General features: G+C 66.5%; 10 protein-coding genes. 6 read left to right on the forward strand and 4 right to left on the reverse strand.

Translation table 11 applies throughout. From position 1 onward, the window contains the following. Window positions 1–65: 65 nt before the first annotated feature. From N5A92_RS03645 to N5A92_RS03655, 3 genes are read right to left on the reverse strand one after another with little or no spacing between them, the layout of a single operon-like run. On the reverse strand, window positions 66–1,118 hold the full coding sequence (locus N5A92_RS03645) for an amidohydrolase family protein (protein WP_260900480.1): 1,053 nt from the start codon (window positions 1,116–1,118) through the stop codon (window positions 66–68). Next, window positions 1,115–3,022: a TRAP transporter permease gene (locus N5A92_RS03650; RefSeq protein WP_260900481.1), complete on the reverse strand. Its 1,908-nt coding sequence runs from the start codon at window positions 3,020–3,022 to the stop codon at window positions 1,115–1,117. Before N5A92_RS03650 ends, N5A92_RS03645 begins: the two co-directional genes overlap by 4 nt. Window positions 3,023–3,040: 18 nt before the next feature. Beyond that, window positions 3,041–4,036 carry a TAXI family TRAP transporter solute-binding subunit gene (locus N5A92_RS03655; RefSeq protein ID WP_260900482.1) on the reverse strand — a complete coding sequence of 332 codons (996 nt, stop codon included), beginning with the start codon at window positions 4,034–4,036 and terminating at the stop codon, window positions 3,041–3,043. A 133-nt stretch (window positions 4,037–4,169) separates the two neighbouring features. Here N5A92_RS03655 and N5A92_RS03660 point away from each other — a divergent pair, with 133 nt between their 5' ends. Next, window positions 4,170–5,102 carry a LysR family transcriptional regulator gene (locus N5A92_RS03660; RefSeq protein ID WP_260900483.1) on the forward strand — a complete coding sequence of 311 codons (933 nt, stop codon included), beginning with the start codon at window positions 4,170–4,172 and terminating at the stop codon, window positions 5,100–5,102. Between the two features lie 478 nt (window positions 5,103–5,580). On the opposite strand, the gene N5A92_RS03665 is transcribed toward N5A92_RS03660, so the two are convergent. Next, a complete protein-coding gene (locus N5A92_RS03665; RefSeq protein ID WP_260900484.1) occupies window positions 5,581–8,445 on the reverse strand; it encodes a caspase family protein in 2,865 nt (954 codons plus the stop codon). Window positions 8,446–8,583: 138 nt separating this feature from the next. On the opposite strand from N5A92_RS03665, the gene N5A92_RS03670 reads away from it, so the two are divergent. From N5A92_RS03670 to N5A92_RS03690, 5 genes are read left to right on the forward strand one after another with little or no spacing between them, the layout of a single operon-like run. Next, window positions 8,584–9,009: a hypothetical protein gene (locus N5A92_RS03670; RefSeq protein ID WP_260900485.1), complete on the forward strand. Its 426-nt coding sequence runs from the start codon at window positions 8,584–8,586 to the stop codon at window positions 9,007–9,009. 20 nt (window positions 9,010–9,029) lie between these two features. Then, entirely contained in the window at window positions 9,030–9,728 is a 699-nt protein-coding gene (locus N5A92_RS03675; RefSeq protein WP_260900486.1) for a MotA/TolQ/ExbB proton channel family protein, read from the forward strand. Window positions 9,729–9,758: 30 nt separating this feature from the next. Continuing rightward, window positions 9,759–10,181 (forward strand): biopolymer transporter ExbD, encoded by a 423-nt coding sequence (locus N5A92_RS03680; protein ID WP_260900487.1) that lies wholly within the window; start codon window positions 9,759–9,761, stop codon window positions 10,179–10,181. Then, the gene (locus N5A92_RS03685; RefSeq protein ID WP_260900489.1) at window positions 10,178–10,591 is read left to right on the forward strand and encodes a biopolymer transporter ExbD; all 414 of its coding nucleotides are present in this window, start codon (window positions 10,178–10,180) and stop codon (window positions 10,589–10,591) included. The genes N5A92_RS03680 and N5A92_RS03685 overlap by 4 nt, the downstream gene beginning before the upstream one ends. Continuing rightward, window positions 10,588–12,126, forward strand: coding sequence for a hypothetical protein (locus tag N5A92_RS03690; RefSeq protein ID WP_260900490.1), 1,539 nt, complete (start codon window positions 10,588–10,590; stop codon window positions 12,124–12,126). Before N5A92_RS03685 ends, N5A92_RS03690 begins: the two co-directional genes overlap by 4 nt. Window position 12,127 lies beyond the last annotated feature (1 nt).

Consider the following 12,127-nt stretch of genomic DNA (forward strand, 5'->3'; position numbering starts at 1 on the left):
CGCCGAGAGCTGCCTGCTCCTAATCATGGCGCTCGCCGTCGAAGCGCACGAGAGTTCGGCCCGCGCTAAGGTGCCGTGATCTTGAACAGCGCGCGCGCATTGTCCTCGAAAAACTGCTTCATGGCCGTCTCGCCGATCGGCATGGCCTCGAGCTCGCCCACCTCGGAGGGCACGAACTGCCACGGATAGTCCATGGCATACATCATTCGGTCGGCGCCGATCACCTCGCGCACGAACATGACCGGCGGTGCCCAGCCGACGCCGCTGGAGGTGTAGTGGAAATTTTCGCGCAGATAGTCGCTCGCCTTGCGCTTGAGCGGGCGGACGTTCGGATAGCGGCGCGAGACCGAGATGTGCCCGTGCATATAGTCGATGCGCGACAGCCAGTAAGGCAGTGCCTCGCCGCAATGGCCGAGGGCGATCTGCAGGCGGGGAAACCGGTCGAACAGCCCGGCAACCAGGAGGCGCAGCGCGTGCAGGCCGGTCTCGCAGGCGAAGCCGTAGACGGCGGCATCCAGCCCGCGCTCCAGGAAGGGCTCGATCATGTTGGCCGGTGGCGTCTGCGGGTGCAGGTAGATCGGCACGTCCAGCGCCTCGGCCGCTTCGAAGATTTCCCAGTAGCGCTCGTCGTCGAGATAGGTGCCCAGCGTGTGCGAGTTGAGGATGCCGCCGCGCAGGCCGAGCTTCTTCACACTCCGCTCCAGCTCCTTCGCCGCGTTTGCCGGGTCGAGCGGCGAGAAGGCGGCAAGGCCGACGAAACGGTCGGGATGGCGCGCGATCCCTTCGGCCAGTTCGTCGTTGAAGCGCTCGGCAAGTGAGGTAGCGGTTGCCGGATCGAAGATCTGTACACCGGGCGAGGTCAGCGACACGACCTGGATGTCGATGCCTGAATCGTCCATGTCGCGGATGCGTTCCTCACCCAGGTCCTGGATGCGCCGGTTGTGCGCCTGCGCCTTTTCCGAAGCGCCGGAGAAGAAGCCCCACAGGCTGTGGAAGCCCGGATCGGCAACCGCCTTTTCCTCGATCTCCTTGCGGTAGAGCCTGATAAGCTCCGCCGGCGCCCAGGCCTCCTCGGCAGCGATGCGCTTATAGGGCGGGTTGGGGTGCCTCTCGGTCATATCTGCTCCATTCGGTTGGGAGGGTCGTTCGGGGTTGCGGGCCGCTGTGGGGGCCGCGCACCGGCGACGAAACGGCGGGTGACGAGGACGACCGCTACGCCTGCAAATGCCGTGGCGGCAGCGGCCGGCGAAGCGGCTCCGAAGGCGGCACTGCTGGCGCCGACGAAGAGCGCGACGGTCCCCATGGCGAGGCGGCGCCACCCGCCGCCATAAGCACCCCTCCAGGCCAGCACCTCGGCAAGCATCATGCCGGCCGCCCCGACACTGACGCAGGAGATCGTGATTTCGAGCCACGTGCCGTCGAGCAGCAGCGCCGGGTTGAAGGCGAAGGCGAAGGGGATGAGATAGGCGACCACCGCCAGCCGCATGCCCGTCACGCCAGTGCGCCACATGTCGCTCTCGGCCAGTGAGGCCGCGGCATAGGAGGCGATCGCCACCGGCGGGGTCAGCATCGAAAGCAGGCCGAAATAGAAGATGAACAGATGCGCCGACATCTGCCCGATGCCGGCCTTCACCAGCGCCGGCGCCAGCAGCACCGAGACCACCACGTAAACGCCCGTGGTCGGCATGCCGACGCCGAGGATGATGGCGATCAGCGCGGTGACGGCGAGAAGCGCCAGCACGCCACCGAGCTCGGCGATCCTGCCCAGTGCCAAGGTCAGCGCAAAGCCGAGCCCGGTGATGTTGATCGTGCCGATGATGATGCCGGCGATGGCGCAGACCAGGAGCACCGGGATCAGGATGACGCCGGCATTCTGCGCAATCACGCCGAGCAGCGAAAGGCGCGGCGCGGCGCGCGGGGCGGTGACGAGATAGAGCCCATAGGAGACGAAGGCGGCATAGAGCGCCGCCTTGCCGGGCGCGTAGCCGAGGCCGAACAGGAACCAGATCAGCACGCCGAGCGGCATAAGCAGCGGCCACGCCTTGGCGAAACTCGCCCCCAGCGGCGGCAGCTCGGCGCGCGGCGTGCCTTCCAGGCCGTGCACGGCAGCGTAGCGGTCGACCTGCAGATAGAGCATCAGATAGTAGGCGACCGCCGGCAGCAGCGCCGCCAGCACCACGGTCGCATAGGAAACCTGCAGGAACTCGGCGATGACGAAGGCGGTCGCGCCCATGACCGGAGGCGCGATCTGGCCGCCGTTCGAGGCGACGGCCTCGATCGCCGCGGCGTAGCGGGCGGGAAAGCCCGAGCGCTTCATCATGGGAATTGTGACGACGCCGGTGCTCATCACATTGGCGACCGTCGAGCCCGACAGCGTGCCGAACAGGCTCGATGCCAGGATGGCGACCTTGGCCGGCCCGCCCCGGCGATGGCCCATGGCGGCCATGGCCAGGTCCGTCAGCACGCGGCTGCCGCCGACCGCGTTCAGCACCGCGCCGAAGACGATGAAGCCGAGGATCTGAGTGGCGCCGACGCCGAGCACCAGGCCGGGAATGCCGTTGGTGTCCGAATAAAGGTAGAGAATGAAGCGTTCCGGCGCGAGTTCCGCGGCCTCGAAGATGCCCGGTGCGTATGCACCGAAAAGCCCGTAGGCGATGAAGGCCACCGCCAGTGCCCCCAGCACCATGCCGCAGTGGCGCCGCGTAGCCTCTATCACGCCGGCGATCGCCACCACCGCCGGCACCCATTTCTCAGGGCCGCGGTTGACCGGATCGAGCAGCCAGACCTCGTAATTCCACGCAAGCCAGCACCATGCGGCGAGGCAGGCGAGGCCAAAAAGCCAGTCGACAACATGCAGGCGTCCCTTCAGCGGCGCGACCACCAGCCCCGCCAGGACCGCCAGGCCAATCATCAGCGCGAGATACTGCTCGGTGATGACGAGCAGGCCCAGGCGGCGCGGGAGATCGAGCAGCCACAGGATGCCGATGACGGTGATCGGCACCGTCAGATGGGACGCCTTCATGGCACCTGTCCCTTGCCGCTACTGCGTCAGGGCCTGCTGGCGGGCCTCGTTCTTCTCGCTCCACATATCCTTGGACTTGAAGAACGCCACGGCCGCCTCGTGATAGGGCACCGTGTTGGTGGGCATGGACATCTTGTCCTGCGCCGCACCGCCGAGCGGCGGATAGTCCTTCTTGAGCTGGGGCAGGCTCTCATAGAAAGCCTCCAAGATGGCCGTCGCGTCCTCCTCGGGCATATCGGTGCTCACCGTCAGGAACACGTCGAAGCCGGCGACCGTCACCGGCTCGGTGACCTCGGGCAGGCGCCCGCTCGGCTCCACATCGGTGAGATAGAGGCCCGAATAGAGCTCGTCGGCTTTCTCCGACGTGGCGTTCTCGCCGTCGATGTCGAGATAGCGGATGCCGCCGGGGATCGAGGCATGCGCCTGCTGGGTCAGCGGTATGCCGACGGCGATCAGCGTCGCGTCGAGATTGTTCTCCGTAAGCTGCTCCATGCCGGGGCCGAGACCCGCGACGGATACCGCCTCGACGTCGTCGACGCTGAGCCCGGACAGTTCGAGGATGGTCTTCGACAGCGTGCTCATGGCCTTGAGCGCGCTCAGTTCCGTCACCACGCGCTTGCCTTCAAGCTCCGAGATTTTGGTGATGCCGAGATCGTTGCGGGCGACGAGCGCCACAGTCAGCGGCCAGACACGGGCCAGCACCCGCAGATCCTTCATCGGCTCGCCGAACTCGCCGGCGCGCGCGCCGCCGAGATCGAGGCTCGAATTCAGCCCCATGGACACTTCGCCGGCCGCGATCAGCGGCAGGTAGACCGACGAGCCGGTGTAGGGCTGGACGGTGACCTGCTTGCCCAGCTTCTCCTGAAGGGCGGCGGCGATGCCGCCGCCAATCGTGTAGTAGATCGTGCCCTGCGGGTTGGTGCCGAGCGTATAGCGATCGGCCGCCGTGGCCGCAGAGGCCAAAAGGCTCAAGGCACCAGCCGCGGCCAGCGCAATCAAGCGACGCCAGTTCATGGCAACTCCTCCCTTGTGGTGCTGCCGGGCCGCCGGGCGCGACGGCTCGCGGCAACGCGCGAGGGTATTGAAGACCATTCCTATTCTAAATAAAATCGAAAAATTAAGGAGCATTCATAAAGCGACTTTAAGTGTGGACATCGAGAACCAGCTCACTCTGAAACAGCTTCGCGCCTTTGCGGCCGTCTACCGCAGAGGCAGGCTTGCCTCCGCCGCCGAGGAGCTGGGGGTAACGCAATCCGCTGTCAGCGTTCTCATCCGGCAAGTCGAGGAGACGTTGAACACGCGGCTGTTCGACCGCACGACGCGTTCACTTGTGCCGACCAGGGCGGCGGATGAGGCCTACGGCATCGCCGAGCGCATCCTGCAGGACGTTGCGACACTGGGCAGTAACTTTCGCGACCTGTCGGAGGGAAACCGCGGCAGCGTGCACCTGGCCGCCACGCCGGCGACGGCGATGACGCTCCTGCCGAAGACGGCGCAACGGTTCTCCCGCCGCTACGCCAATATAAAGCTGGTGCTCGACGACTGCGCGCCCAACCAGTTCCTGCCGAACATCCTGTCCGAGCGGGTCGAGTTCGGCATCGGAATTCCGCTCTCGGTGGGGTCGGAGTTCAACGCGGAACCGATCCTGGAAGACAGCATGCAGATAGTGTGTGCCCACGATCATCCGTTTGCGGCGGCCAAGGAGGTGCGCTGGGCCGAACTTCGGGGCGTGCCGCTGATCGTCTTCCGGCCCGGCTACGGCGTGCGCCAGATGCTGGATTCGACGCTGGCCAAGGTCGGGATCGAGCCGCACATCGCCCATGAGGTCGGCTTTCTCGACACGGCCGCCTGGATGGCGGCCGGCGGGCTGGGGGTCACCATTCTGCCGAATGAGATGGCGCGGCTGCGCGCGCATGAAGGGCTGGCGATACGGCCGCTGGTCGAGCCGGTGGTTACACGAACGGTCGCGATCGTCACCAAAAGGAGCCGATCGCTCTCACCGCCTTGCCGGCTGTTCCTCGACATGCTGAGAGAAGATATCGGCGAGGCCGCACCGCCGCATTGGCGATCAGGTGCGTGAAAGCTACCGCGCCGGCGCCGGCGCAAGAGCCGAATCCGCAGTCGTCAGAATGCTGGCCTTGGTCCGCGTTGTGGTGAGACTTGGTTCGGGGGAACCGGCATGTGCAAATGTGCCGGCCGAACGCCGCCGTCCGCTTCCTACCAACTGCCGCCGATGTTCAAACAGAAGACCGGTCAGATCAGGTTATCAATTCCAACTACCACCCCCACCGTCGCTTTGAGAAGGGAGTCTGATCAAAGGTGACGGAGGTGCCGGTGTGGTAGCCTGCGCCGGCGTTGGCTGTGGGTTTCTTGGAGCGGCCGTCCGCGCTGCCGCTTGGGGCTGCTGCGTGGCGGGTGCCTGCGCCGCGGGAGGTGGCGGTGGTGGGTTGGCGGCCTGCGTAAATGGCCAGGGCGTCGTCTCGCAGCCGCTCAATATCATCGCCGTCCCGGCAATCAACATCATATATCCACGCATCCCAATCTCCTGTTCCCGCCCTTCACAGCATGTCGAGGCGCGGCCTTGACGAAATCCATTCCTGCGCGACCAGTTCGGAAAGAAGCTCATGGGGCGCCTGCGGAGCGGGACGGCCGAGGATAGCCTCCGCCGCCTGTCGTGTTCTCGGCCCGAGCACGCCGTCGACCTGAACGTCCCTGCTTCCCATACGCAGCAGCGTCCTTTGAATCTCGCTGTTCACAAGCCTTCCGGACATTGCCGTCAGCGCATCCCTCGCGCTTTCGGATGCGGCCCCGGCGTTGCGGCTCAGCGCAAAGGCCAGCAGCCAGATATCCTCCCCCTCTTCAGCCATAAGGCTGCGATCCCGCTGCATCATGTCGGCAGCATAAAGGGCGCCCGTCGCATCGCCCCGATCCGCACTCTCGCGGAACAGCTGAAAAAGGGATCGTTGGTCGGTGCTTCCCTCGTCCACCAACATCAGTGCCAGCAAGCGCCCGGCATAAGGATGCATCCCTTCGTGCGCCTGTGTCAGGAGTTCCTTTGCCCGGTCAGTGTCCTTCTCGACACCCTCTCCGTCGCGATAGAGCAGCGCGAGGTTCATCGCGCCCCAGACATCGCCCCGTTCATAGGACTCCCGGAAATAGCGATGCGCCCGCTCGGCGTCTTTTTCCACCCGGTTGCCGTAGAGATACTCCGCGCCGAGCTGGTTCATTGCGAAGGTGTGCCCGGCTTCTGCGGCGCGCGTGAGGAGTTCGATGCCGCGGCGATCGTCCTCCGGCACACCGTTGCCTTCGAGATAGGCCTTCCCGAGCGAGTGCTGCGCATACGCATCGCCCCGGTCGGCGGCGGTCTGGAAGAGGGGGATCGCCTTTTCGGGATCCTTCTCGACACCCGCGCCGAGCTGGTAAAAGCGGCCGAGGAGCTGACCGGAGCGGACGTGGCCGGCCGCGTGCGCCGTCTCGAACTCGGCGATCGCCGCTTCATAGTCCCCGCTCGCATAAAGCGCCCGGCCGAGCTGGTGATGGAAGCGGGCGACACCGGGCGAGGCCGCCACCGCCTCGCGGCAGGCGGCCAGCGCCTCCTCGACGCGGATATCGTTCGGGTAGACGCCATCCACCACGCCCTGAATGTCGAGTGCGTCGCCCGCCAGCTCGTCGCAGCGGTTGACCGAGGCGTTGACGTTGATGACGACCGGGGCCTCGGCGGCCGACCGGCCGACGGGCTCCAGCACCACCCTGGCATCGGTGTCGACGATCCTGAGCGAGGGGCGGATGGCAAGCTGGGCGACTTCCTCCGACTTCACGAGGTCACCCTCCGAAAGCATCCTGGAGCCGAGCGCGACCTGTGCGGAGGGCGAGCGTTCGTTGATCCGATACCAGCCCTGGGACAGCTTTTCCGTCCGCGGCATAGCGTCGGAGATCGTCAGGAAGCCGGTGCCGACATTGGTGGCAAGCGCAAGCTGCACCGGCGCCTCGGCCTCAGGCGCTTTCTCCGGCTCCTGCGCAGCCACCGGAACCCCGCTGGCTTCTCCCGGCGGCGGCAGCTCGGGATCGAAAACGATCGCCACGGCGCCGCTGACCTTGTGGCCGTCGGCGGAGGCGACGGTGTAGGGGATAAGCTCGACGGAAGGCTCTTCCGATTCCGCGATGTAGACCACGTCGTGGAGCCGCTCCATGTCGATCGGCGCGCCGGGTTCGATCTTGCGGTCGTCCAGCATCAGCGTGCCGGACTTCGGCGCCTGGTCGAAACTTGCGGTCAGCACCATGCCCCCGCTGGCGACCGGCGGCGGAATGTCGAGCTCCACGCGCCTTGCCTGCGGCGAGACGCGCACCTCCGTCAGGCTCTCGCCCATGACGAGGAGATTCTGCTTGGTCACAAAGTAGAATTGCGAGGTGAGGCTCGACACGTCCCAGGGCACCTGCCGGCCGTTGGTGCGGGCGATGACATCGGAGCGGATGTCCGTCAGCACCTGCCGCACCTCCTTGTTGGGCGTCAGGATGTGGTCAGTGAGCGACTCGGTGAAGGGGCTCAGCTCGCCCGCCCCGTCATAGGCGACCTGGTCGGGCGCGGTGGAATAGACGATGAGCGAGCCTTGGCGCGGGGTGAGCGAGGCGAGCCCCTTGTTGCCCTTGACGTCCACCTTCTTGTCGCCGGTGTAGTAGTACTCGCTCCTGAACGGGTTGTCGCGGCAGGCGTCGAGGATCAGGATCTGCAGCGACGAGGTCTGCCGCATGTAGTCGAGCAGGTTGGAGATGTTGTAGGACTCCACCTCCAGGTCGTAGGAGGAGGACAGGCTGGCATCGACCGGCAGGACGAAGTTTTCGCCCGCCACCTGCACGGCGTGCCCGCTGTAATAGAACAGCGCCACGTCGCCGTCGTCGAGCGAGCGCAGGAAATCGCGTATCGTCCGTTCGAGCCCGGCCTTGTCCAGGTCATTGCCAATGGTGACCTCGAAATTCGCCCTGGCGAGCACGTCGCTGACCCTGTGCGCATCCTTGACCGCATTGGGCAGCGGCGTGAGCGCGCTGTAGGCCGAATTGCCGATGACGAGTGCTGCACGCCGCCCCTCCACGCGTTCGGCATGGGCCGGCATCATGCCGGCGGCAAGCGCACAAAGGGCGAATGTCAGGAAGACGAAGAGGGCGGCACTGCGTGGCTGGAAGCGCTGCTTTGCGCGAGGCGCTGTCGTACCGTCTGCCTCGCACGTGTCGAGGCCGATACGGCCGCCACAGCTTACCTCAACCCGTTCCAACTCCCACCCCTCTCGTGACAGGCGGCAGGTTTCGTGGATAAAGACGAAGGATATACCCATGCCGGAGGCAAGACAAGGAGGCGGCCGGAATGCCGGCACTAGCGCATCGGCCCGAAAACCCGAATCGGTTTCGGAAAGCACGATGCGTAGATTCAAGGTGCTAGAGCGTCCTTGTGTAGCGTCCGAATGGACGCACGGCGCTCTAGGCAGGCCGCGTCAGAAATCTGTTTGTGTCAGTGGCGGCGGAGGCTACACTTGGGCCGGACCGGACCAGGGTCGCTTGGAGCAGAACCGATGTCCTGGGCAAGAACGTCTGCCGCGGCAGTCCTCATATGCCTTCTGGCGGGCCCGAGCGGGGCCTCGTCAGAAGAGAAGAGCTTCTCGATCGAGCTGAACGATGCGGTCGATGTCGGCTCCGGCTGCCGTCTCGTCTACGTCGCCTACAATGGCACGGGGGTGCCGCTGGAGGAGACTTCCTACGACGTCTTCACCTTCGACGGGAACGGCAAGGTGGCGCAGTCGCTGGTTTTCCAGTTCGGCGGCTTCCCGGCCGGAAAGACCAAGGTGATGCAGTTCGATCTGCCCGAGCAGCCATGTTCGGACATCTCACGGCTGCTCATCAACGAGGTCACCAGGTGCCGCGTGGATGGTGCCGATTCCCCTATATGCCTTGATGCGCTCGAGACCTCGACCAGAACCCCAATCGCATTTGGCTGGTAGCACCCGCCGGGGAGGCCCGCATGATTGACGTCCTGACCGATCAGCTCACCACCGCCGGTGGTCCCATCCTGGCCGCGCTGCTTGTCATCTCGGTCATCGCCACCACGGTGACGATCTTCAAGGTGGTCCAGTTCGCGCGTATCGGCGTCGGCCGCACGCGCGGCGCACGCAGCGCCGTGGCCGCCTGGGCCGCCGGCGACAGGGCGCAGGCACTGGACGAGGCGCGCTCGGAGAACTCGCCAGCCGCTGCCGCCGTGGCGGCAGCGATGGCCTCCTTCCTCGACGCCCCGGCCGACCGGGAGCGGGCGCGAGAGCTTTCCACCCAGACTGCACTCGACCAACTCGCGACGATGTCTCGGCACCTGCGCGTGCTCGAGGCGGTCGCCCAGGCAGCCCCCATGATCGGCTTGCTCGGCACCGTGGTCGGCATGATCTCGGCCTTCGGCGAATTGTCGGCGAGCGGCGGAGCGGTCGACCCTTCAGCGCTTGCAACAGGCATCTGGACCGCGCTGCTCACCACCGCGGCCGGGCTGACGGTAGCGATTCCCTTTTATTTCGTTTCGGTTTGGCTGGAGGCGCGCGTCGACGCGGAGCGCGCGACGATGGAAGCGGCGATCGGCGCTGTGCTCTACAGCGGGGCAGGCGGCATTGCAGGCCAGCCGGCGCCCGAGGGTCCGGCGGCGCCGGTGGGCATGCCGCCCCAGCCCTCCTTCGGCTGATTCCGGGTGGCGGAGCGGACGGGTCTTGCGATGCTTTTGCCGAAGGAGCCCCATCGACGCCCCCTTCTGGCGCTGACGCCGCTGATCGACGTTCTGTTCCTGCTGCTCATCTTTTTCATGCTGTCCTCGCAAGTGGCGCCCTATTCGCTGATCCCCCTCGGCGGCGTGTTTCACGGTGGCGGGGCGGAAAGCCGGCCGCAGGAGGCGATCCCGGTGGCGGCACCGGTCGTGCTGCGCGTCTCCCACGGCTACGTGACGCTTGGCCGCGAGCGGACGGCCATCACCGATCTGAAGGAGGCGGTGGAGGAACTCCGCCAGCAGGACATCGACCGATACCTGGTCATCCCGACCGCGACGGCGAACGTGCAGGACATGGTCTCGGTGCTCGAGGTGCTCAAGATGGGGGCGGCTGCCGAGGTCACGCTGATCAATTCGGGGGGCGGGCGCCAATGAGCCACATTCCCGCACCTCGCAGGCGGCCGAAGCCGGACTTCTCGCTCACAATGGTGAACGTGGTCTTCCTGCTCCTTCTGTTCTACCTGGCCGCCGGTACGCTGGTGAGCCAGAGCGAGTTCGAGGCCGAGGCGCCGGTGACGGCCGACCTGCCGCTGGAGCGGCTGCCGCGACCTCTACTGCTGGTCACCGAAGGCGGCGCGTTCCTCGATGGCGCACGTGTCGACGGCGAGGCGCTGGTAGACAGAATCCGCGAAGCAGCGGCGGACGCTGCCTTCCTCAACGTGCTGGCCGACAGGGACATGCCGGCGGCGCAATTCCTCGGCGTGGTCGCCGAGGCCGGCAAGGCTGGCGCCCCCATCAGGATCGTGACGGTGCGCCAGCCGCAAGAGGAGGCGGAGCGGCCATGAGACCGTTGCCGGACCTGGCCATCTGGGGACTTGCGGCAGCCGCCTCGCTCGCCATCCATGGCTCTCTGGCTGCATGGCTGGTCCTGCTGCCGGCCCCGAACCGGGCCGCGGAGGGAGAGACGATGATCGCCGTGCATGCCATGCCTTCCAGCCTACCGCAAAGCGTGAACAGCGGCATGGCGCTCCGACCGGTGGAGGCGGCCGGAACGGTGGCCGCCGAGGGCGGCACGCTCAAGTCAATCGCAAAGGCACGCACGGGCGGTGAGGAAGCCGATCTCCTGCGGCCGGCCACCACCGCCTCGGCCGCGCTGTCGCCGACTGCCGCCGGCCGGGAGATCGGCGGAACCGAGGCGGATCCGGTTCCAGCCGCTGCCATATCTGAACGTCGCGTGGCGCGGGAAAGTGCTGCAGCACCTCGCGCTGCGCAGCCGCCGCCTGGTGAGGCCTCGCCGGTCCTCAAACCCAGCGCCACCGGCGGGTCGGTGCGGGCCTCGACCGCGGCATCGGCGGCTGCACCCCGGGCGGACCGAGAGGCGGCGGTCCTGGATGCCCGAACCGCCGGGGGGGCTGAGATCGCGCAAAGTCCGGCCCCCGGGGTGATAGCCTCGGTCCCGCTTGCCGAGCAGCCCAACCGCACCGCGCCGGTCGCCACCAGTGCCGCGGGCGCGCAACCACCGCACGCCTCGGCCGAGAAGAAGGTTGCCGCGCGGGCTCTCCCGCCGGCTGGGGCGGATGCCGTGCGCCATCGAGGCGGCGCTCCGGCCATCGCCGCGGAAGAAAGGGTCACGGTGGTTGCGCCCGCCGAGCGGGAGGTACCATCAGCCCAAAGCGCCAGCCCGAGCAGCGGGACCACCGAGGCGGTGGCCGTTGTCGTACCGCCGAAGCCGCTTCCTCCTGCGCGAGTGCAGGAGGTCGATCCGTACACCCAGGTCCTGGAGTATCTGGCCGGCTACGACGCGGACAATTGCTTCCTCGCGCTGCCCTCCCGCGGGAAAGGAGGTCGGGTGACGATCGATGGCTTCGCGCTGAAACCCGCCGAAGTATCGCGCTTTACGGCAGAGCTGGCGTCTCTCACCGGCGTGGATGTCGAGCCGAGCGGGCATTCCGTCTCGCCCGATCAATGTCGCGCCCTCTCCTTTGCGCGCGGACTTGCCGCCTACCCCACTCCCGGCCTTTCAATCCGCCTCGAAGCGCAGAGTATCAGGAGCGGCACCTATCTCTCCGGCCAAGTCGGCAACCTGCGCCGCGGGATGCTCTACCTGATCGTCATCGACGACGAGGGAAAGGTCCAGGAAATCGATCAGTTGTTCCAAGGGGCGGCGGGCGAGATCGGCTTCGAGGCGCCGATGACGCTGACGCGCGGGCCGGTTGAGACGGTGCAGCTTCTTCTTGCCGTCGCCAGCGACGTTCCGCTGACAACCTTCGCATCCCACGAGGGCGAAACGGCGGAGACCTACTTTGCCGCGCTGGCGGAGGAAATCGGGCGCACGGAGACGGCTGTCGATTTCGGCTTCACCTTCTTCTTCGTCAACTGAC

Origin of the sequence: Chelativorans salis (genome assembly GCF_025336525.1) — a bacterium.
Taxonomy (GTDB): Bacteria; Pseudomonadota; Alphaproteobacteria; order Rhizobiales; family Rhizobiaceae; genus Chelativorans; species Chelativorans salis.